19 protein-coding genes are annotated in these 20,025 nt (G+C 63.7%); 9 read left to right on the top strand and 10 right to left on the bottom strand.

Annotation, left to right across the window (positions count from 1 at the left end; all coding sequences use genetic code 11):
• Positions 1-18 precede the first annotated feature (18 nt).
• The 3 genes from RW095_RS37310 (at position 19) to rsmA (ending at position 3,299) form a co-directional block, all read left to right on the top strand.
• Positions 19-1,383, top strand: coding sequence for a peptidylprolyl isomerase (locus RW095_RS37310; protein WP_193424956.1), 1,365 nt, complete (start codon positions 19-21; stop codon positions 1,381-1,383).
• A gap of 5 nt (positions 1,384-1,388) precedes the next feature.
• Positions 1,389-2,399, top strand: coding sequence for a 4-hydroxythreonine-4-phosphate dehydrogenase PdxA (pdxA, locus tag RW095_RS37315; RefSeq protein WP_317020704.1), 1,011 nt, complete (start codon positions 1,389-1,391; stop codon positions 2,397-2,399).
• Between the two features lie 69 nt (positions 2,400-2,468).
• Positions 2,469-3,299 carry a 16S rRNA (adenine(1518)-N(6)/adenine(1519)-N(6))-dimethyltransferase RsmA gene (gene rsmA, locus RW095_RS37320; protein ID WP_317020705.1) on the top strand — a complete coding sequence of 277 codons (831 nt, stop codon included), beginning with the start codon at positions 2,469-2,471 and terminating at the stop codon, positions 3,297-3,299.
• Positions 3,300-3,423: 124 nt separating this feature from the next.
• Here rsmA and RW095_RS37325 read toward each other — a convergent pair whose 3' ends face one another.
• Entirely contained in the window at positions 3,424-4,350 is a 927-nt protein-coding gene (locus RW095_RS37325) for a DMT family transporter (RefSeq protein WP_317020706.1), read from the bottom strand.
• 337 nt (positions 4,351-4,687) lie between these two features.
• Between RW095_RS37325 and RW095_RS37330 the strand changes: the two genes are divergently transcribed.
• The 3 genes from RW095_RS37330 (at position 4,688) to RW095_RS37340 (ending at position 6,721) form a co-directional block, all read left to right on the top strand.
• Positions 4,688-5,800 (top strand): porin, encoded by a 1,113-nt coding sequence (locus tag RW095_RS37330; RefSeq protein WP_317020707.1) that lies wholly within the window; start codon positions 4,688-4,690, stop codon positions 5,798-5,800.
• A 96-nt stretch (positions 5,801-5,896) separates the two neighbouring features.
• Positions 5,897-6,283 (top strand): lactoylglutathione lyase, encoded by a 387-nt coding sequence (gloA, locus tag RW095_RS37335; RefSeq protein WP_020069654.1) that lies wholly within the window; start codon positions 5,897-5,899, stop codon positions 6,281-6,283.
• Positions 6,284-6,322: 39 nt separating this feature from the next.
• A complete protein-coding gene (locus RW095_RS37340) occupies positions 6,323-6,721 on the top strand; it encodes a DUF4440 domain-containing protein (RefSeq protein WP_317020708.1) in 399 nt (132 codons plus the stop codon).
• Between the two features lie 76 nt (positions 6,722-6,797).
• Here RW095_RS37340 and RW095_RS37345 read toward each other — a convergent pair whose 3' ends face one another.
• The 8 genes from RW095_RS37345 to RW095_RS37380 form a co-directional block, all read right to left on the bottom strand.
• Positions 6,798-7,685, bottom strand: a complete 888-nt coding sequence (locus RW095_RS37345; RefSeq protein ID WP_317020709.1) for a M48 family metallopeptidase — start codon at positions 7,683-7,685, stop codon at positions 6,798-6,800.
• A gap of 44 nt (positions 7,686-7,729) precedes the next feature.
• Entirely contained in the window at positions 7,730-8,488 is a 759-nt protein-coding gene (locus RW095_RS37350) for a lysophospholipid acyltransferase family protein (RefSeq protein ID WP_317020710.1), read from the bottom strand.
• A 40-nt stretch (positions 8,489-8,528) separates the two neighbouring features.
• On the bottom strand, positions 8,529-9,083 hold the full coding sequence (gmhB, locus tag RW095_RS37355) for a D-glycero-beta-D-manno-heptose 1,7-bisphosphate 7-phosphatase (protein WP_317020711.1): 555 nt from the start codon (positions 9,081-9,083) through the stop codon (positions 8,529-8,531).
• Positions 9,084-9,093: 10 nt separating this feature from the next.
• Positions 9,094-11,196: a glycine--tRNA ligase subunit beta gene (gene glyS, locus RW095_RS37360; protein WP_317020712.1), complete on the bottom strand. Its 2,103-nt coding sequence runs from the start codon at positions 11,194-11,196 to the stop codon at positions 9,094-9,096.
• A 15-nt stretch (positions 11,197-11,211) separates the two neighbouring features.
• Positions 11,212-12,219 carry a glycine--tRNA ligase subunit alpha gene (gene glyQ, locus RW095_RS37365; protein WP_084166877.1) on the bottom strand — a complete coding sequence of 336 codons (1,008 nt, stop codon included), beginning with the start codon at positions 12,217-12,219 and terminating at the stop codon, positions 11,212-11,214.
• 145 nt (positions 12,220-12,364) lie between these two features.
• The gene (locus tag RW095_RS37370) at positions 12,365-13,975 is read right to left on the bottom strand and encodes an FMN-binding glutamate synthase family protein (RefSeq protein ID WP_317020713.1); all 1,611 of its coding nucleotides are present in this window, start codon (positions 13,973-13,975) and stop codon (positions 12,365-12,367) included.
• Positions 13,976-14,104: 129 nt separating this feature from the next.
• Positions 14,105-15,250, bottom strand: coding sequence for a tRNA 2-thiouridine(34) synthase MnmA (gene mnmA, locus RW095_RS37375; protein ID WP_317020714.1), 1,146 nt, complete (start codon positions 15,248-15,250; stop codon positions 14,105-14,107).
• Between the two features lie 69 nt (positions 15,251-15,319).
• The gene (locus RW095_RS37380) at positions 15,320-15,799 is read right to left on the bottom strand and encodes an NUDIX hydrolase (RefSeq protein ID WP_317020715.1); all 480 of its coding nucleotides are present in this window, start codon (positions 15,797-15,799) and stop codon (positions 15,320-15,322) included.
• Between the two features lie 380 nt (positions 15,800-16,179).
• Here RW095_RS37380 and RW095_RS37385 point away from each other — a divergent pair, with 380 nt between their 5' ends.
• Genes RW095_RS37385 through RW095_RS37395 form a run of 3 tightly spaced genes read left to right on the top strand, consistent with a single transcriptional unit; the run spans position 16,180 to position 19,132 of the window.
• Positions 16,180-17,322 (top strand): Re/Si-specific NAD(P)(+) transhydrogenase subunit alpha, encoded by a 1,143-nt coding sequence (locus RW095_RS37385; RefSeq protein ID WP_317020716.1) that lies wholly within the window; start codon positions 16,180-16,182, stop codon positions 17,320-17,322.
• A gap of 26 nt (positions 17,323-17,348) precedes the next feature.
• Positions 17,349-17,678, top strand: a complete 330-nt coding sequence (locus RW095_RS37390) for an NAD(P) transhydrogenase subunit alpha (RefSeq protein ID WP_006047931.1) — start codon at positions 17,349-17,351, stop codon at positions 17,676-17,678.
• Complete coding sequence (locus tag RW095_RS37395) at positions 17,678-19,132, top strand: NAD(P)(+) transhydrogenase (Re/Si-specific) subunit beta (protein ID WP_317020717.1); 1,455 nt, start codon at positions 17,678-17,680, stop codon at positions 19,130-19,132. Before RW095_RS37390 ends, RW095_RS37395 begins: the two co-directional genes overlap by 1 nt.
• A 125-nt stretch (positions 19,133-19,257) precedes the next feature.
• On the opposite strand, the gene RW095_RS37400 is transcribed toward RW095_RS37395, so the two are convergent.
• Complete coding sequence (locus RW095_RS37400) at positions 19,258-19,998, bottom strand: helix-turn-helix transcriptional regulator (protein ID WP_317020718.1); 741 nt, start codon at positions 19,996-19,998, stop codon at positions 19,258-19,260.
• Between the last annotated feature and the right edge of the window lie 27 nt (positions 19,999-20,025).

Here is a 20,025-nt window from a genome sequence, read left to right on the forward strand (position 1 = left end):
GACATCATTGGAGTATCTGTGGCAATCATGAAAAAGCTTCGCTTGGCAACGCTCGCGGCAGGTCTTGCCGCTGCGGCGTCTTTCCTGTCGGTTGCGCCGGTACAGGCGCAGGCGCTGGGCGGCAACCGCGGCGGCCAGACCGTCGACACGATCGCCGCAGTGGTCAACAACGGTGTCATCACACGGCGCGAGCTCGAAGAGCGCGTGGGCCTGATTACCCGCCGCCTGAACCAGCAGAACGCCCCGATTCCGCCTGCCGATCAGTTGCGTCAGCAGGTGCTCAATCAGATGGTGCTGGAGCGCATCCAGTTGCAGAAGGCGAAGGAAGACGGCATCAATATCGACGACGCAGCGGTGCAGAAAACGCTCGAGCGGCTCGCTCAGGCGAACAACCTGTCGCTCGACGTGTACCGCTCGCGGATCGAGGCGCAAGGCGTGCCTTGGGCCACGTTCACGAGCGACGCTCGCACCGAGCTCACGCTTTCGCGTCTGCGTGAAAAGGAAGTGGACAGCAAGGTCACAGTGTCGGACGCGGAAGTCGCGAACTACATTGCCAGTCAGCGCGGCCCCAATGCCGGCGCGACGAGCGACCTGCACATGCAGCACATCTTGCTGAAGGCGCCGCTGAACGCGCCGCAAACGGATATCGAAGCGGCTCAGAAGAAGGCCGAGGCATTGCTCGCCGAAGCCAAGGGCGGCGCCAACTTCGAGAAGCTCGCGAAGTCGAATTCGCAGGCTCCGGATGCATCCAAGGGCGGCGACATGGGCTTTGCCGCGCCGTCGAAGCTGCCGCCGGAATTCGTCAAGGCGGCCTCGGCATTGCGTCCGGGCCAGGTTAATCCGGAAGTGATCCGCACCAACGACGGCTTTGAAGTCGTGCGCCTCGTCGACCGCCGCAGCGGTCAGGGCACGAGTTCGGACGCGCCTAAGCTCGTGCAAACGCACGTGCGCCACATCCTGCTGCGCGTGGGCGACGGCATGTCGGAGCCCCAAGCGCGCCAGAAGCTGCTCGAAATCAAGAAAGAAATCGCCGCGGGCGGCGACTTCTCGAAGTTTGCCCACACGTATTCGCAAGACGGTTCGTCGTCGCAAGGCGGCGACCTGGGCTGGATCAGCCCCGGCGAGACGGTGCCCGAATTCGAGCGCGCCATGAACACTTTGCAGGACGGTCAGATCAGCGACCCCGTGCGCAGCGAATACGGCTATCACCTGATTCAGGTGCTGGAACGCCGCGAGTCTGAAGGCTCCGTCGCGCAGCAAATGGATCTCGCACGCCAGGCCATCGGTCAGCGCAAGGCGGAGCAGGCTTACGCCGACTGGCTGCGCGAACTGCGCGACACCGCGTACGTCGAAGTAAAGCCCGATCTGTCTCGCGTTCAATAAACCTCATGAGTTCCGCCGCCCAGTCAGCCAGCTTGCCCTTGCAGATCGCGATCACGACGGGCGAGCCGGCCGGCGTCGGTCCCGAGCTGACCGCGCAGGCGCTCGCGGGCGCGGCGGCACATTGGCCCGGCGCGCGGTTCACCGCGCTGGGCGATGCGGCTCTTGTCGCCGAACGGGCGCGGGCGGTCGGCGTGGATTGGCAGGCGCTCGTCGCCGACGCGCCGCGTATTCAGGTGCAGCATCGGCCGCTCGGTGCGCCGGCGGTTGCCGGTAAGCTCAACGCGGCCAATGGACGCTACGTGCTCGATCTGCTGGACAGCGCAATCGACGGCGCAATGGCCGGCACATTCGACGCGATCGTGACCGCGCCGCTGCAAAAGAGCACCATCAACGACGCGGGCGTGCCCTTCACCGGCCACACCGAGTATCTCGCCGAGCGCACGCGCACGCCGCGCGTGGTCATGATGCTGGCGGGCACCGGCAAGCGTCCGTTGCGGGTTGCGCTCGCCACCACGCATCTGCCGCTGAAGGACGTCTCGGCCGCGCTCTCGGTCGAGGGCATCGTCCAAACGCTGCGCATTATCGATCACGATTTGCGGCATCATTTTGGCTTGCCGGCACCGCGCATTCTCGTCACGGGTCTGAACCCCCATGCGGGCGAGAACGGTTATCTCGGTCGCGAGGAAATCGACGTGATCTCGCCGGCGCTCAAGCTCGCGAACGGTGAAGGTATCGACGCGTGCGGTCCCTATCCGGCGGACACGCTGTTTCAGCCGCGTTATCTGGAAGAAGCCGACTGCGTGCTGGCGATGTTCCACGATCAGGGCTTGCCGGTGCTCAAGTACGCGACGTTCGGCGAAGGCATTAACGTCACGCTTGGCTTGCCGATCATCCGCACGTCGGTCGATCACGGTACCGCGCTCGATCTCGCCGGCACGGGCCGCGCGGACGCGGGCAGCCTGATCGCCGCCATCGACACGGCGGTTCTGATGGCGCAACATCGCCGCGCGGGCTGATTCAACGTCGCGTCGGCGCCTCGCGCGTAGTCATTTCTCAAGCAGTTTTCTTTCTTTAGCGTTTCTTCGATGTCCACCAGCAGACAGCAGCAGGGCCGGCACCAAGGCCATATCGCGCGCAAGCGTTTCGGGCAGAACTTTCTGGTCGACATGGGCGTGATCGATTCGATCGTCAATGTGATCGGGCCGCAGCGCGGCCAGCGCATGGTCGAAATCGGGCCGGGGCTCGGCGCGCTGACCGAACCGTTGATCGAGCGTCTGGCGACGCCCGAGGCGCCCTTGCACGCCGTCGAGCTGGACCGCGATCTGATCGGGCGTCTGAAGAACAAGTTCGGCGAGCTGCTCCAACTGCACGCCGGCGACGCACTCGCGTTCGACTTCGGCTCGCTCGCCGCGCCCGGCGACGAGCCGTCGCTGCGCATTGTCGGCAACTTGCCGTACAACATTTCGAGCCCGCTGCTATTTCATCTCACTGCGTTTGCGCACCGTGTGATCGACCAGCACTTCATGCTGCAGAACGAAGTGGTCGAGCGGATGGTGGCCGAGCCGGGCACCAAGGCCTTCAGCCGTCTCTCGGTGATGCTCCAATATCGCTACGTGATCGACAAGCAGCTTGACGTGCCGCCCGAGGCATTCCAGCCGCCGCCGAAAGTCGATTCGGCAATTGTGCGAATGATCCCGTATGCACCGCACGAACTGACGCCCGTGGACGAGCGCGTACTCGGCGAAGTGGTGACGGCGGCTTTCTCGCAGCGTCGCAAGATGTTGCGCAACACGTTGGCCGCGTTGCGCGATACCGTCGACTTCGACGCGATCGGCTTCGACCTGCAGCGCCGCGCCGAAGACGTGCCGGTGGCCGAATATGTGCGCGTCGCGCAGATCGTGGCGGGTAAGCGTTAAGCGCTGGGCGTTGGATTTGGAGCGCTGAGGTTCGTGGGCTAAAGCGTCGGCAGGAGTTCCGAGCCGTTGCGCCAGGAGCGCCAGGCGTTCAGGCGCAATGGCTACGAGCGAAAGCTCAGGTCACTCACCGCTTGCCCGGCGCATTGACCAGCGCGATGCCGGTCAGCACGAGCGCCGCGGCCATCAGAAACCTCAAGCTGAATGACTCGCCGAGCAGCAGCACTCCGAAGGTCACCCCAAACATCGGCGTGAGAAACGAGAACACCGACAGGCGCGACGCGACATAGCGCGTGAGCAGCCAGAACCACACCAGATAGCTGACGAACGCGACCACCACCGCCTGATACGCGAGGCTCGCGAGCGCTATCGGCGTGACCGTGTCGACGTGCGCCTCGCCGAACGCAAGCGCCAGCACCAGCAGCACCACCGCGGACACCGCCAGTTGATAGAAGAGCGTCTTGCTCGCGCTCGAGTGCGCTAGCCGCGTCGCGCGCACCACGACGGTCGTCGCCGCCCAGGCGATGCCCGCGAGCACGCCGAGCGCGTCGCCGGCCACGGCAGCCAGCGACGAGCTGCGCGCCGCTGCGCCATGCAGGAAGCCATCCGCGAAAGCCAGCGTCATGCCGGCAAACGCCACGAAAATGCCGAGCCATTGAATGCGCCGCATCCGCTCGCCATCGACGAACCAGTGCAGGCCCAGCGCCGTAAAGCAGGGCGCGGTGTACAGAAAAACCGCCATGCGCGACGCGCTCGTCAGTGTGAGTCCGAGAAAGATGCACACGAACTCGGCTGCGAACAGCATGCCCGCCAGCAGACCGGCGCCGAGCGTGCCGTCGTCGCGGAAAAGCGGCGTGCCGCGCGAGCGAGCCCAGCCCCAGACCAGCAGCGTGGCGATCGCGGAACGCAAGCCCGCCTGAAAGAACGGTGGCAACGCGGCGTTGGCGCTTTTGATCGCCACTTGCTGGAATCCCCAGATCGCGCACAAGCCGACCATCAGCAGGATGGCGAAGCCATCGGGGGCGCGGCGCGCGCGAAGTGCGGTGGTGCTCATGGCGATGTGGTGACGATAAGGGCTAGACGGGTTGTCCGGCGCAGCGCGTACGATACCAAACCCGCTCACGCGTCCATTCGATGACCCCACCGCCTACGCGTGCTTCCGACAAGTCGCAAGTCATTTGCGAATTCAAGGACACCTGCGCAACTCCCGCGCAACACCTATTTCTTACCATCCTGATTTCGCGCTAAGGTTCGACGACATGTTCTGTCGGTGTGTTCGTACGCGCTGCGTCGCCGAATCGGGCTTCAGTACGATGCCGGCCACCGGGCGAGGCGCCGCGTAAACAAACAAACTCTATCCGCGCAAAGCGGAGCCTGTAAGAGGAAACGGCATGAAGACCCTCAGCAGAGGCGCGGCGGTCGTGGCGTTGGTATCGTTCGGTTGTCCAGTTGCGCAGGCCCAATCGAGCGTGACGCTTTACGGCGTGGTCGACGAGAGCGTGCGCTACCTGACCCATGCCAACAAAGCGGGCGACTCTTCACTCGGACTGGGCACGGGCGGCATGACGCAAAGCCGCTGGGGGCTGAAAGGCGTCGAGGACCTTGGCGGCGGCTGGTCCACCTTTTTCAAACTTGAAAATCGCCTTTACATCAACAGCGGACAGAGCGATCCGACCTTGCCGTTCTTCAACGAAGCGCAGGTCGGTGTGCGCTCCACTTCCTACGGGCAGGTGATTTTGGGCCGTCAGTACAACGTGATGATAGAAGGCATCACGGTAGGCGGTTACGGCAGCAATCCGTGGATTCCGTACGACTTCAGCTTCCAGCCTGAGGTGACGATGACGGGCGGCATCTGGACCAGTAACCAGGTGCAGTATCAGGCAAAGTACAACGGCTTGAGCTTCTCGGCGGGCTACGCGTTCGGCGGCAACGCCGGCAATTCGTACGGCAGTCAGGTCGGCGCGGCGGCCGCTTACGCGCCCCCGGGCGGACCATTTACCGTCGGCGGCGCGTACGAGGAGTCGAAAGATTCAGTCAACGGAGCCTCGGCCAAAGCGTGGACATTCGGCGGCTCGTACACGTGGGACAAAACGCGCTTTTCGCTGGGTTACATCGTCAATCGGGCCGACGCCGGTTTCTCCACTTTCGCCAACGGACCGTTTACGGCCGCCGCGCTGACCGCGCTCAAATACACGGACTTTTCGCGGCGCCGCATGTTCATGGGCGGCATTACGCAGCAGGTAGGCAACGCCTGGCACCTGGCGGCAAACGTCTGGCGCACGCTGCAGGACGGCAAGACCGCCGCGAAGGACGGTTCCGCATGGCAATACCAGCTCGTCGCGGACTACAACCTGTCAAAGCGCACTGACGTCTACGTGGAAGGCGATTATTCGCTGTATCGCGGCGATCTGATCGGCGCGCAACTGCAAGGCGTGAATGGCGTCGGACTCGCGCAGAAAGGCTCGCAAATCGGCTTGATGGCGGGGCTGCGGCATCAGTTCTGACATATCGGGTTACAAGGCAGCGCGGCGCGTCCCTGCAACGACGGTCGATTCCGGGTACATTTACGCTCTCGACATCAAGCAAAAAGGGAGTACACGATGCGCCTGCTTCACACCATGCTCCGGGTCGGTGACCTGGACCGTTCGATCGCGTTCTACACCGAACTGCTCGGCATGAAGTTACTGCGCCGCGAAGATTATCCGGACGGAAAGTTCACGCTGGCGTTCGTCGGCTACACGGACGAGCGCGACGGCACTGTCATTGAATTGACGCACAACTGGGACACGCCGGCCTATGACCTCGGCAACGGCTTCGGCCATCTCGCCGTCGAAGTGGAAGACGCCTATGCCGCATGCGACAAAATCAAGGCGCAAGGCGGCACGGTTGTGCGTGAAGCCGGGCCTATGAAACACGGCACCACGGTGATCGCATTTGTCACCGATCCGGACGGCTACAAGATCGAGTTCATCCAGAAGAAGAAATAAACGTCGGCGCCGGGGAGCCGGGATCTCATCGATCACGTAATGAACAACAACATTCCCTACTTCAACGAACTCGACGCGATCCACGTCGAAATCGAGGCCTTGTTCGACGGTTCCGCGGACGACCTCGCGCTCGAACGGATCATGGCGCGCTTCGCGCCGCAGTTCACCTTGATCGTGCCGTCCGGCGCTGTGCTCGATCACGCCGCGCTGCGCGAGACGTTCGCGAGGCTGCGCGGCGCGCGGCCGGGCTCGCAGATCGACATTCGCGACAGGGAGATCGTCGTCGAATATCCGTCGGGCGCGGTCGTGAAATATCGCGAGTATCAGCGGGACATTGCGGGCAATGCGAACGTGCGGCGCTCAACCGCAGTGATGGACGTCGACGCGCAGGGCAAGGTGACGTGGCGTCATCTGCATGAGACGTTTTGCACGGAGTAGGTCGGGCGGCGTCAGTCACAGTCGACGCCGCGTAAGCCTTTCACCGCACCGCGGGGACGCAGGAGAAACGCCGGCTCTAAAGCGTCGGCAGCAGTTCCGGCGGATGCGACTTCAGCGTCTGCCGCGCTTCGCGAAATTCCGGAAAAATCGATTCGACCGTTTGCCAGAAGCGCGGGCTGTGATTCATTTCCCGCAGATGCGCCAACTCATGCGCGACGACGTAATCGATGATGGAAAGCGGAAAGTGAATCAGCCGCCAGTTCAGGCGAATCTTGCCGTCACTCGAACAGCTGCCCCAGCGTGTGGCCGCTGAAGAAAGCGCATACGCGCGATAGTTGACGCCCAGCTTCTCCGCGTAAATAGCGAGGCGCTCGCCGAACACACGCTTCGCTTCGCTCTGCAACCAGCCTTGCACGCGGTCCTTGATCTGCTGCGGATCTGCTTGCAGAGGCAGCGGCACTTGCAGGGCGGAGTCGGCCGCGCTAAACGCGAGCGTGCCTTGCGGCGCGCCGAGCGTTACGCGCACCGGCTGCCCGAGATAGGGCACCTCGGCGCCGTCTTTCCAGTCGACCTTCGGCAACGCGCGCTGTTCGACGCGCGTTTGCCATTCAATCAGCTTCGTGAAAATCCAGCGCTGTTTTTCGGTGATCGCGGTTTCGATATCGGCGAGCGTGACCCAGCGCGGAGCGGTGATCGTGAGGCCAGTGCTGTCGATCGCAAAGCCGATCGAGCGGCGCGCCGAACGCTTGAGCGCGTAATGCAGCGTGCGCGAGCCGATGACGAGACTGCGCAGCTTGCTGCCGTCCGGTGCAAGCGGCACGGCGGGCTGCTGACCGTGAGGCGTTGCCGAAGGCGCGGACGGTGAAGGGGACGACGAAGTCGACCCCGGCTCGGCGAAGAGCGGGAGATCGAGTTGCCGGTTATCGAGCGCCGCAGCGGGCTGCGGCGTAGGAGACTTCTGCATCGGATTCGGCTTCGCGCAAGTACGCCTTCGAGGGCGTGGGCGCGTCAGATAGGTGCGGCGGCGGAACTGCTTCCCGCCGCGCGATACGCAGTAGGATCGATGCGACGCATTTCAGCTTCGATCCACTGTTCGACGCGCGTGTTCACTTCATCGGGCGTGAGCCCCGTCGTCTCGATCGGCTTGCCGATCGACACCGTGACTATACCCGCATATTTGAGAAACGAGTTGCGAGGCCACACACGTCCGGCGTTGTGCGCGATGGGCACGACCGGTGCGCCGGTTGCAATCGCAAAGCGCGCACCGCCGGTTTTGTACTTGCCCTGCTTGCCCGTCGGCGTGCGCGTGCCTTCCGGAAACATGATCACCCAGGCGCCTTCCGCCATGCGCGCCTTACCTTGCCTGACCACCGATTCGAACGCGTACTTGCCTTCTTTACGGTCGATATGAACCATCTTCAGGAGGCCGAGCGCCCAGCCGAAAAACGGCACGTACAGCAGCTCGCGTTTGAACACGTAGCACAGCGGCCGCGGCATCAAGGCGGGAAACGCCAGCGTCTCCCATGCCGACTGATGCTTCGACAACAACACCGCCGGACCGTTGGGCAGGTTCTCCATGCCCTCGATCGTGTAGCGGATGCCGTTGAGCCAGCGCACCGCGTTGAGTGTCGCGCGGCACCAGCCGGCCGCCATCCAGTAGCGGCTATCGGCGCGCATGAACGGGAACGCAATGAAGCACGCGGTCGCGTACGGCACCGTGAACACGATGAAGTAAATCAGCAGCAGCGAAGAACGAATGAAGCGCATCGGCGTGGTCAGTAAGGGGTGGGGACGCGCGTGGTACGCGTCACTCTTGAGCGTCGGCGAGAAAGTCGAGCGCGAACGCTCGCAGGTCGTCGTGGACGACCGCGCCATCCGGCAGGCCGCCGGCCGTGAGCGTTTTGCGGCCCTTGCCTGTGAGCACCAGATGAACCGGGTGGCCGAGCGCCGCGCCCGCTTGCAGGTCGCGCATCGCGTCGCCGACCACCGGCGTGTTCTCAGGGTCGACCTCGAAACGCTCGTTGATCATTTTCAGCATGCCGGGCTTCGGCTTGCGGCATTCGCAGTGGTCTTCCGCCGTGTGCGGGCAGAAGAATACCGCGTCGATGCGCCCGCCCACGGACGCCGCCATGCGATGCATCTTGAGGTGCATCGCGTTGAGCGCGTTCATGTCGAAGAGGCCCCGGCCGATGCCCGACTGGTTCGTTGCGACTGCCACGCGATAGCCGGCCTGGCTCAGGCGCGCAATCGCTTCGAGCGAGCCCGGCAACGCGACCCACTCGTCCGGCGACTTGATGAACGCGTCGGAATCGGCGTTGATCACGCCGTCGCGGTCGAGGATCACCACTTTTTTGGTCGGCATGGCGTGCGGCTCAGGCGGCGAGGCGGGAAATGTCGGCGACGCAATTCATCTGCTGATGCAGCGCGCCGAGCAAGGCCAGACGGTTCGCGCGCAGAGCCGGATCTTCAGCGTTGACCATCACGTCGTTGAAGAACGTGTCGACCGGTTCGCGCAACGCGGCAAGCGCGGTAAGTGCGCCCGTGTAATCGCGTGCGGCAAGTTGCGACTGCACACGCGGCGCTACCTGCTCCAACTGCGCATGCAAGGCCTTTTCCGCAGGCTCGAAGAGCAGCGTGACCTGCACGCCGCCGGTAGCGGTAGCGCCTTCCGACTTCTTCAGGATGTTCGAGATGCGCTTGTTGGCTGCCGCGAGCGCTGCCGCTTCCGGCAACGCCGCGAACTCGCGCACTGCATCCAGGCGCGCGACGATATCGTCGAGGCGCGTCGGGTTGAGCGCCAGCACCGCGTCGATTTCGCCTGGCGGGTGACCGCGTTCGCGCAGCAGACCACGCAGACGATCCATGCTGAATTCGTAGATGGCTTGCGTCGAATCCGCCACGTTTGGCACTGCGGTGAATTGCGCGTAAGCGGTGCGCAGCAGTTCGACGAAATCCACGGCCAGTTGCTTCTCGACCAGAATGCGCAGGACGCCGAGCGCGTGACGGCGCAGCGCGAACGGGTCTTTCTCGCCGGTGGGTTGCAGACCGATGCCCCAGATGCCGACCAGGGTTTCGAGCTTGTCGGCCAGCGCGACGACCGTGCCGGTTGCCGTGCCCGGCAACGCGTCGCCGGAGAAACGCGGCTGATAATGCTCCGAGCACGCGAGCGCGACTTCTTCGGGCTCGCCGTCGTGGCGCGCGTAGTACGTGCCCATCGTGCCTTGCAGCTCGGGGAATTCGCCGACCATGTCGGTGATCAGATCGGCCTTGGCCAGACGCGCGGCGCGCTTCGCCAGCGCCACGTCCGCGCCGATCAGGCCGGCGATCGCGCCGGCCAGCGCTTCGACGCGCTCCACGCGTTGCAGCGCCGAGCCGAGCTTGTTGTGATACACGACGTTCGCAAGCAAGGGCACGCGATCGGCGAGCGGCTTCTTCTTGTCCTGCTCGAAGAAGAATTTTGCGTCGGCCAAACGCGGGCGCACCACCCGCTCATTGCCTTCGACGATATCGCCGGGCGTCGATGTTTCGATGTTCGATACGATCAGGAAGCGCGAGCGCAGCTTGCCGTTCTCATCCGTCAGCGCGAAGTATTTCTGGTTCGTCTGCATGGTGAGGATCAGACATTCCTGCGGCACTTGCAGGAATTCGTCCTCGAAACGGCATGCGTAGACCACCGGCCATTCGACCAGCGACGTCACTTCGTCCAGCAGCGATTCGGGCATCACGACCTGATCGCCGTCCGCGTGCGCGAGCAGATGCGTGCGGATGGTTTCCTTGCGGTCGGCGAAGTTCGGCACCACACGGCCCTTGTGCATCAGCGTGTCGGCGTACGAATCCGCGTGCTGGATCTGCACGAAGCCTTCGGACAGGAAGCGATGGCCGAGCGTGGTGTCGTCCGCGTCGATGCCGAGCGCGCTGACCGGTACGATCTGCTCGCCATGCAGCGCGGTCAGGCGATGCGCCGGCCGCACGAACTGCACGTTCGTGCCGTCCGGGCGTTGATAGGTCATCACCTTAGGAATGGGCAGCTTGGCGAGCGTTTCGTCGAGCGCGGCTTGCAGGCCTTCCGCGAGCGTGGCGCCCGGCGCGGCGTAGCGCAGGAAAAAGGCTTCGGCCTTACCGTCCTGCGCGCGCTCCAGGTCGTTCACCGAAAAATCGGGGAAGCCGAGCGCGGCGAGTTTTTTCGCGAGCGGCGCGGTGGGCTGGCCGTCTTTGTCGAGCGCGACGGAGACCGGCAGCACTTTTTCGCGCACATGCTTTTCCGGCGCAACCGTGCGCACGTTTCTGATCGTGACGGCGAGGCGGCGCGGCGTCGCATAACGCTCGAATGACAGCTCGCCTTCGATCAGATCGCGCGCCGCGAGGCGCTCCGCGATGCCTTCGGCGAAGGCGTCGCCTAGACGGGCGAGCGCTTTCGGCGGCAGTTCCTCGGTCAGCAGTTCGACCAGCAGGGTAGCTTGATGGGATTGAGTCATTTCTTGATGTTCTCGTCAGTCCGCGTCGATCTTGCGTTCGACTTTCAGCGGCGGCGCCCACGCGGGCATGGCGGCGTCCTGCTCGTCGGTGGTGAGGCCGGGCACGGCGTGCACCGGATTGCCGAGCATCGGGAAGCCGAGCTTCTCGCGTGAATCGTAGTAGGCCTGGGCGACCAGACGCGACAGCGCGCGAATCCGGCCGATGTAGGCCGCGCGCTCCGTGACCGAGATCGCGCCGCGCGCGTCGAGCAGATTGAACGTGTGGCCGGCCTTCAGCACGAGTTCATAGGCGGGCAGCGCGATCTGCGCTTCGATCATGCGCTTCGCTTCGGCTTCGTAGCTGTTGAAGAACGTGAACAGAAGATCGACGTTCGCGTGCTCGAAGTTATACGTGGACTGTTCGACTTCGTTCTGGTGATACACGTCGCCGTAAGTGAGGCGGCGCGTTTCCGGGCCGTTCGGGCCTTGCTCCTCCCACTCGGTCCAGACGAGGTCGTAGACGTTTTCGACCTTTTGCAGATACATCGCGAGGCGTTCGAGACCGTACGTGATTTCGCCGAGCACCGGCTTGCAGTCCAGGCCGCCGACCTGCTGGAAATACGTGAACTGGGTCACTTCCATGCCGTTCAGCCACACTTCCCAGCCGAGCCCCCACGCGCCGAGCGTGGGATTTTCCCAATCGTCTTCGACGAAGCGCACGTCGTTCTGCTTCAGGTCGAAGCCGAGTGCTTCGAGCGAGCCGAGATACAGATCGAGGATGTTCTCCGGCGCGGGCTTCAGCACCACCTGGTACTGATAGTAGTGCTGCAGGCGGTTCGGGTTCTCGCCATAGCGGCCGTCTTTCGGGCGGCGCGACGGCTGCACATAGGCGGCGCGCCACGGTTCCGGGCCGACCGCGCGCAGGAAAGTGTGGACGTGCGAGGTGCCCGCGCCGACTTCCATGTCGATCGGCTGGAGCAACGCGCAACCCTGCTTATCCCAATAGGATTGCAGTGTCAGGATGATTTGCTGAAACGTGAGCATGAAGTGCCTTTCGGGCATGAGGCCGCGCAGCGAGCGCGTGTGCGCGCGGGGCGGCCGTGGAGCGAAGTGCTAGACCTGCGATTTTAACGGAAAGGCGGGGGGGTGTCCGGTTTTGGGGAGGGGCTGACAGACGAGCGGCGCTCTCTCACGCCACCGCCAACTCCACCTTCGGCGAAAACGAATCGCTTTGCGCGACCGGCCACCACTTCTCATACAACGAGTAGCGGTATTTCCCGTTGAGCAGATCATCCGGCTCGAGATACTTCAGCAACTCGGACATCAACTGCACCTCATGCGACGACACTCGCCGCACGATGTGATGCGCGCGCAACTCGGCGGGATGCTTCAACCCGGCAGCCTGAATGATTTCCTTCAGCGCATGCAGCGTGTTGTGGTGGAAGCTGAACACGCGGTCGGCCTTGTCCGGCACGACGAGCGCACGCTGGCGCACCGGGTCTTGCGTCGCGACGCCGGTCGGGCAGCGTCCGGTGTGGCAGGTTTGCGCCTGAATGCAGCCCACCGCGAACATGAAGCCGCGGGCCGCGTTGACCCAGTCCGCGCCGATCGCGAGTGTCCTGGTGATGTCGAACGCGGTGATCATCTTGCCGCTCGCGCCGATGCGAATGCGTTGCCGCAAGCCGATGCCAACCAGCGTGTTGTGCACGAGCAGCAGGCCTTCCTGCAACGGCACGCCGACGTGGTCGGTGAACTCGAGCGGCGCTGCGCCCGTGCCGCCTTCCGCACCGTCCACGACGATGAAGTCCGGCAGAATGCCCGTCTCCAGCATCGCCTTGGCAATGCCGAAAAATTCCCAAGGGTGCCCGATGCACAGCTTGAACCCGGTCGGCTTGCCGCCCGACAACGTGCGCAAGCGGTCGACGAATTCGAGCAGGCCGCGCGGCGTCGAAAACTCCGAGTGCGTGGCCGGCGAAATGCAGTCGCGGCCCATCGGCACGCCGCGCGTCTCCGCGATTTCAGGCGTGATCTTCGCGGCCGGCAACACGCCGCCATGACCCGGCTTCGCGCCTTGCGACAGCTTCACCTCGATCATTTTCACTTGCGGTTCGGCCGCCTGCTTCGCGAATTTTTCCGCACTGAAGGTGCCGTCGTCGTTACGGCAGCCGAAATAGCCCGACGCGATTTCCCAGATGATGTCGCCGCCGTGCTCGCGGTGATACTTCGACATCGAGCCTTCGCCGGTGTCGTGCGCGAAGTTGCCTTTCTTCGCGCCTAGGTTCAGCGCCATGATCGCGTTTGCGGACAGCGAGCCGAAGCTCATTGCCGAGACGTTGAAGATCGACATCGAGTAAGGCTGCGCGCGCCCGGCGCCGACTACGATGCGGAAGTCGTGGCTATCGAGCGTGGTCGGCGCAAGCGAGTGGCTGATCCATTCATGCGCGACGGCTTTGACGTCGACCTCGGTTCCATACGGGCGGCTATCGACGTCGTTCTTTGCACGCTGATAGACGATGCTGCGTTGAGCCCGCGAAAACGGCTTTTCGTCGGTATCGCCTTCGACGAAATATTGGCGGATTTCCGGGCGAATGAACTCGAACAGAAAGCGAAAATGACCCCACAGCGGATAGTTGCGAAGAATTGCGTGCCGCTGCTGACCGAGATCGAACAGGCCGACTGCGACGAGCGCGAGCGGCACGACGATCCACAGCCACGACATGTGATGCGTCGCGGCGAGCGCCGCGCAAACGGCGAGGAGCGCGACTGCGCTCCACATGGCCAGATAACGTCGAGAAAACATTGGGACTCCGGTGCAGTGAAGATCGTCGCGGAGGGATCGCCGGCGCCGGCGGCGCGGACGGATCCGCCGCGAAGGAAAACGAGCGACTGCCCGTCGGGAAAAAGCGGACTGCCAGGGAGGCGAGCGGCTTTAACGCGCGCTCAGCAACGCCGCTTTCTGCGGCTCGCGCGCGGTTGGCTGCGCAGTAGCAGCATGTTCGATGATGCCGCCGCCGAGGCACACGTCGCCATCGTAGAGCACCGCGGATTGCCCCGGTGTGACAGCCCATTGCGCATCGTCGAAATTGAGTTCGAAGAGACTTTCGCCGTAGTTCGCTGTCGTAAACGTGCAGCGTGCATCCGCCTGCCGGTAGCGGGTCTTCGCGCCGCAGGCGAAGCCTTCCGCCGGCGGCTCGCCCGCGACCCAACTCGTGTTGCCCGCGCTGAGCGTATGGCTCAGGAGCCACGGATGATCGTGACCTTGCGCGACGTATAGCGTATTCGACGCAATGTCCTTGCCCGCCACGAACCACGGCTCGCCGCTGCCTTCCTTGCTGCCGCCCAGACCGATGCCCTTGCGCTGCCCGAACGTGTAGAACGCGAGTCCGATGTGCTCGCCGACCGTTTTGCCGTCGGTGGTTTTCATCGGGCCCGGCTTTGTCGGCAGATAGCGGTTCAGGAAGTCGCGGAACGGCCGTTCGCCGATAAAGCAGATGCCGGTCGAATCCTTCTTCTTCGCATTGGGCAGCGCGATCTGTTCGGCGATTTCGCGCACCTTCGTTTTGGGAATTTCGCCGAGCGGAAACAGCGTTTTCGACAACTGCGGCTGGTTCAACCTATGTAGGAAGTACGACTGATCTTTCGTATGGTCGAACGCTTTCAGCAGTTCGAAGCGGCCATTGTTCTCACGCACGCGCGCATAGTGGCCGGTCGCGATGGTTTCCGCGCCGAGCGACATGGCGTGATCGAGGAAGGCCTTGAACTTGATTTCGGCGTTGCACAGCACGTCCGGGTTGGGCGTGCGGCCCGCGGAATATTCGCGCAAGAACTCGGCGAATACGCGGTCTTTGTATTCGGACGCGAAGTTGACCGCTTCCACGTCAATGCCGATCAGGTCCGCGACCGACACCACGTCGATCCAGTCCTGGCGCGTCGAGCAGTATTCGCTGTCGTCGTCGTCTTCCCAGTTCTTCATGAACAGGCCGACCACGTCGTAGCCCTGTTCCTTCAGCAGCCACGCGGTAACCGACGAATCGACGCCGCCCGACATGCCTACTACGACTTTCTGCTTGCTCATAAGGTGCTCACTGGGTACTGCGTGACTTCATGGATCGTGGGTCGATGCTGCCGCGCGGTTTATCCGCGGTTACCTTTTCGGCCCGACCGAATGCGTATGCACGAAGTCGAGCGGGAAACGCCGGCCTGCCAGGTAATCGTCGATGCATTGCATGACGAGCGGCGTGCGGTGCCGTTCGGGGCAGGCGCGCAATTCGTCGGCGCTCATCCACAACGTTCGCACGATGTCGGGGTCGAGCGCGCGTGCCGCCTCGCGTTCGCCGCCGGTGCCGCAATAAGTGAAGCGCAAATACGTTACGCCTTCGCTGTCCGGCCGCTCGAAATGCGTCATGTATATGCCGACCAGCGCCTCGGGCGTGAACGGGTGCGCGGTTTCCTCGAGCGTTTCGCGGATCACTGCTTCCAGCAGCGTTTCGCCGGCTTCCAGATGGCCGGCCGGCTGATTCAGGCGCAGACCGGCCGCCGTGTGTTCCTCGACCACGAGAAAGCGCCCGTCACGCTCGACTATGGCCGCGACGGTCACGTGCGGCAGCCAAGTTTCCGGTTTCATGGGTGCGCATTTTACCGTTTATAGGCACTCGCTGCCGGGAAGCGGGCGGCCGGCTTCAGGGGCGGTAGGGCCGGCGGCTGCGGGGCACGCCGTTTTTGAACGGCCTCATTCGCAACGCTCGATGCGGGTTGACCGGCTTTCGGGCGCCCAGCAAAGAACGGCGGCCTTCGGCGCGCGCGGCTCGGGCGCGATCCGTATTGGCCGCCGAACCAGGAACGCACGGCCCTGAGCGCGCGCCAGCCGACCGGCACCCCCGGATTGTCCCCGATTTCTGCAGCCCCCCATGTTTCGGGTAAAGTGAGGCGTTAGCCGTTGCACTTGCAAGCCGGCGTGCCTCGTCGGCCGATCTGTCGTCAACAGTAAGTCGAGGAGGAAGCACGATGCACATCGGAGTGCCAGCTGAGACGCGCGCGCACGAAACCCGCGTCGCCGCGACGCCCGAAACGGTCAAGAAGTACGTGGGCCAGGGCCATCGGGTCACCATCCAGAGCGGCGCCGGAGCTGGCGCGAGCTTTCCCGACGACGCCTTCACAGCCGCCGGCGCGGAAATCGTCGACGCCGCCAGCGCGTTTGGCGCCGAACTGGTCCTCAAAGTGCAGTCTCCAACCGAAGCCGAACTCCCGCTGCTCAAGCGCGGCGCAGTGCTGGTCGGCATGCTCGATCCGTTCAACGCGGAGAATGCGTTAAAACTGGCTGCGGCCGGCGTTACCGCGTTCGCGCTCGAAGCCGCGCCCAGAACGACCCGCGCGCAAAGCCTCGACGTGCTGTCGTCGCAGGCGAACATCGCCGGATACAAGGCGGTGCTGCTGGCGGCGACGCTGTACCCGCGTTTCATGCCGATGCTGATGACCGCGGCCGGCACCGTGAAAGCCGCGCGTGTGCTGATTCTCGGCGCGGGCGTGGCGGGCTTGCAGGCAATCGCGACGGCGAAACGGCTGGGTGCCGTGATCGAAGCGTCCGACGTCCGTCCGGCCGTGAAAGAGCAGATTGAATCGCTCGGCGCGAAGTTTCTCGACGTGCCTTATGAAACCGACGAAGAGCGCGAAGCCGCCCAAGGCGTCGGCGGCTATGCGCGGCCCATGCCGCCGTCGTGGCTGCAGCGGCAGTCGGCGCTCGTCCACGAGCGCGCGAAGCAGGCCGACGTGGTGATCTCCACCGCCTTGATTCCCGGCCGCGCGGCGCCGACGCTGATCTCCGTCGAAACCGTGCAGGCGATGAAACCCGGCTCCGTGCTGGTCGACCTTGCCGCGGGCCGCGGCGCGGACTATGAAGGGCAGCGCGGCGGCAACTGTCCGCTCACCGAAGCTGACAAGGTGGTCGTCAAGCATGGCGTGACGATTGTCGGCTACACGAATCTGGCCTCGATGGTGCCCGCCGACGCTTCGTCGCTCTATGCGCGCAATCTGCTCGACTTCCTGAAGCTGATCGTGACGAAGGAAGGCGCGCTCAACATCGACCTCGCCGACGACATCGTCGCCGCCACGCTGCTTGCCCGCGACGGCGAAGTCGCGCGCAAGGCATAAAACGAATCCACCGAGGAGAAACGGCGATGGAAGTGCTCAACCACACCGTCATCAACCTGATCATTTTCGTGCTGGCGATCTACGTCGGCTACCACGTGGTCTGGAACGTCACGCCCGCCCTGCACACGCCGCTGATGGCCGTGACCAACGCCATTTCGGCGATCGTGATTGTCGGCGCGATGCTGGCAACCGGTCTCACGCTCGGCACGCCGGGCAAGTTCTTCGGCACGCTCGCCGTCGCGCTCGCGGCGGTCAATGTGTTCGGCGGCTTTCTCGTCACGCGGCGAATGCTGGAGATGTTCCGCAAGAAAGAGCCGAAGAAGCTGATCGCCGACAAGAGCAAGGAGAACGCGTAATGAGTCTGAACGTCGTCACGCTGCTTTATCTGGTCGCGTCGGTCTGCTTCATTCAGGCGCTCAAAGGGCTGTCGAATCCGAAGACCGCCCGCATCGGCAATACGTTCGGCATGGTCGGGATGGCGATTGCGATTCTCACGACCATCGCATTGATCGCCAAGCAGGCCACCGCGCTTGGATCGAATCTCGGCCTGGGGCTTGGTCTGCTGCTGGTCGCGCTGATTATCGGCGGCGCTATCGGCGCGTTCGTCGCCGCGCGCGTCGAGATGACCAAAATGCCGGAACTCGTCGCGGCCATGCACTCGCTGATCGGTCTCGCGGCGGTCTGCATTGCATATGCGGTCGTGTCGGAGCCGGCCGCGTTCGGTCTCGTCGATCCCGAGTATCCGGTGCCGGGTTTCCTGCCTTACGGCAATCGCGTCGAGCTGTTTATCGGCACGTTCGTCGGCGCGATTACTTTCAGCGGTTCGGTGATCGCGTTCGGCAAGCTCTCGGGCAAATACAAGTTTCGCCTGTTTCAGGGCGCGCCAGTGGTGTATGCAGGCCAGCACCTGATCAACCTGATGCTCGCTATCGCGATGCTCGGCTTCGGCATCATCTTCTTTTTCACGCAGTCGTGGCTGCCGTTCATCATCATGACGGCGATCGCGTTCGTGCTCGGCGTGCTGATCATCATTCCGATCGGCGGCGCGGATATGCCGGTCGTCGTCTCCATGCTCAACTCGTACTCGGGCTGGGCGGCGGCGGGTATCGGCTTCTCGCTTAACAATCCGATGCTGATCATCGCGGGCTCGCTCGTCGGCTCGTCGGGTGCGATTCTGTCGTACATCATGTGCCGCGCGATGAACCGCTCGTTCTTCAATGTGATTCTCGGCGGCTTCGGCAACGAGCCAGGCGCGGCGGCGGCTGGTGGCTCGGCGGAGCAGCGTCCGGTGAAATCCGGTTCCGCTGACGATGCGTCGTTCATGCTCGGCAACGCCGAAACGGTCGTGATCGTGCCGGGTTATGGCCTTGCCGTGGCACGCGCGCAGCATGCGTTGAAGGAGCTGACCGACAAGCTCGTCGAGAAGGGCATCGAGGTCAAGTACGCGATTCACCCGGTGGCCGGACGGATGCCTGGCCATATGAACGTGCTGCTCGCCGAAGCCGAAGTACCTTACGACATGGTGTTCGAGATGGACGACATCAACGGCGAGTTCGGTCAGGTCGACGTGGTGCTGGTGCTCGGCGCAAACGACGTGGTCAATCCGGCCGCGAAGAACGATCCGAAGTCGCCGATTGCGGGCATGCCGATTATCGAGGCTTACAAGGCGCGTACTGTCATTGTGAATAAGCGCTCCATGGCCGCAGGCTACGCCGGGCTCGACAACGACCTCTTCTACATGGACAAGACGATGATGGTTTTCGGCGACGCCAAAAAGGTGATCGAGGATATGGTGAAGTCGGTCGACTAGGCGCGTGTGGTGAGTCTCGCGGATTGTTTTGCCGTTGACCGCGGGACTCGAAACGGGAAGCCTGTATTTCAAGCCGGCAGCTGCGGCGCGTTTCTCGCATTGCTCGCGTTACCCGCGTTGTCGGTCTAACGCGGCTTGGCGTTGACATGCCGCAACAGGTCCGCGAGCCGCCTGCCTTGCTGATCCGGATAGGGTTCGTGCACTTCCAGTTCCTGGATCCGCTCCAGTCCAAAATTGCGGAAGTCGCCGCGCAATTCACACCACGCGCCTAGCGTCCAGCGCGCGCCCCAATAGGCGAGCGCGAGCGGCCACACACGGCGCTCAGTTGCCGCGCCGTTTGCATCGGTGTACGAAAAGCTCACCACTTGCCGTGCGTCGATCGCGCGATGCAGCGTGTCAAGCTGTGCTGAGAAATCACTCCTGATATGAAACGACGGGGCGAAGACAGCGAGTCTTTCGAGCGACGCGCGCTTGTCCGCCGGCATTGCCGACGCAATCTTGGCGAGCGCGCCGCGCGCGCCGCTTGCAAAGTCGGCGCCGCCCCAGGACTCCAGCATGCGTGCGCCGGCGGCGAGCGCCGCGAGTTCGTCGGCGGTGAAGGTGAGCGGCGGCAGGCTCGCGGCGCGGCTCAGCCGGTAGCCGATGCCGGCCTCGCCCTCGATCGGTACGCCCGACAATTGCAGATCGCGCACGTCGCGATAGACAGTGCGCAGCGAGATGTTGAGCCAGTCGGCGAGTTGTTGCGCGGTGGTCAGACGCCGGCCGCGCAGCAGTTCGGCGATCTGGAACAGGCGGTCGGCGCGGCGCGTCATCGTGGGCGTCTTGTAGAAAAGGACCGGGACAGTCCCGCGATGATAGCGCCGCATGCCGCGCTCCGGTCAGCGTTCAGGCGG

This window comes from Paraburkholderia kirstenboschensis (assembly GCF_032806925.1).
Taxonomy (GTDB): domain Bacteria; phylum Pseudomonadota; class Gammaproteobacteria; order Burkholderiales; family Burkholderiaceae; genus Paraburkholderia; species Paraburkholderia kirstenboschensis.

What these genes read in the sequence shown, in the direction of transcription:
- pdxA (WP_317020704.1), top strand. Translation starts at nt 1,389, where the DNA reads ATGAGTTCCGCCGCCCAGTCAGCCAGCTTGCCCTTGCAGATCGCGATC.
- rsmA (WP_317020705.1), top strand. Translation starts at nt 2,469, where the DNA reads ATGTCCACCAGCAGACAGCAGCAGGGCCGGCACCAAGGCCATATCGCG.
- RW095_RS37325 (WP_317020706.1), bottom strand. Translation starts at nt 4,350, where the DNA reads ATGAGCACCACCGCACTTCGCGCGCGCCGCGCCCCCGATGGCTTCGCC.
- RW095_RS37330 (WP_317020707.1), top strand. Translation starts at nt 4,688, where the DNA reads ATGAAGACCCTCAGCAGAGGCGCGGCGGTCGTGGCGTTGGTATCGTTC.
- gloA (WP_020069654.1), top strand. Translation starts at nt 5,897, where the DNA reads ATGCGCCTGCTTCACACCATGCTCCGGGTCGGTGACCTGGACCGTTCG.
- RW095_RS37340 (WP_317020708.1), top strand. Translation starts at nt 6,323, where the DNA reads ATGAACAACAACATTCCCTACTTCAACGAACTCGACGCGATCCACGTC.
- RW095_RS37345 (WP_317020709.1), bottom strand. Translation starts at nt 7,685, where the DNA reads ATGCAGAAGTCTCCTACGCCGCAGCCCGCTGCGGCGCTCGATAACCGG.
- RW095_RS37350 (WP_317020710.1), bottom strand. Translation starts at nt 8,488, where the DNA reads ATGCGCTTCATTCGTTCTTCGCTGCTGCTGATTTACTTCATCGTGTTC.
- gmhB (WP_317020711.1), bottom strand. Translation starts at nt 9,083, where the DNA reads ATGCCGACCAAAAAAGTGGTGATCCTCGACCGCGACGGCGTGATCAAC.
- glyS (WP_317020712.1), bottom strand. Translation starts at nt 11,196, where the DNA reads ATGACTCAATCCCATCAAGCTACCCTGCTGGTCGAACTGCTGACCGAG.
- glyQ (WP_084166877.1), bottom strand. Translation starts at nt 12,219, where the DNA reads ATGCTCACGTTTCAGCAAATCATCCTGACACTGCAATCCTATTGGGAT.
- RW095_RS37370 (WP_317020713.1), bottom strand. Translation starts at nt 13,975, where the DNA reads ATGTTTTCTCGACGTTATCTGGCCATGTGGAGCGCAGTCGCGCTCCTC.
- mnmA (WP_317020714.1), bottom strand. Translation starts at nt 15,250, where the DNA reads ATGAGCAAGCAGAAAGTCGTAGTAGGCATGTCGGGCGGCGTCGATTCG.
- RW095_RS37380 (WP_317020715.1), bottom strand. Translation starts at nt 15,799, where the DNA reads ATGAAACCGGAAACTTGGCTGCCGCACGTGACCGTCGCGGCCATAGTC.
- RW095_RS37385 (WP_317020716.1), top strand. Translation starts at nt 16,180, where the DNA reads ATGCACATCGGAGTGCCAGCTGAGACGCGCGCGCACGAAACCCGCGTC.
- RW095_RS37390 (WP_006047931.1), top strand. Translation starts at nt 17,349, where the DNA reads ATGGAAGTGCTCAACCACACCGTCATCAACCTGATCATTTTCGTGCTG.
- RW095_RS37395 (WP_317020717.1), top strand. Translation starts at nt 17,678, where the DNA reads ATGAGTCTGAACGTCGTCACGCTGCTTTATCTGGTCGCGTCGGTCTGC.
- RW095_RS37400 (WP_317020718.1), bottom strand. Translation starts at nt 19,998, where the DNA reads ATGCGGCGCTATCATCGCGGGACTGTCCCGGTCCTTTTCTACAAGACG.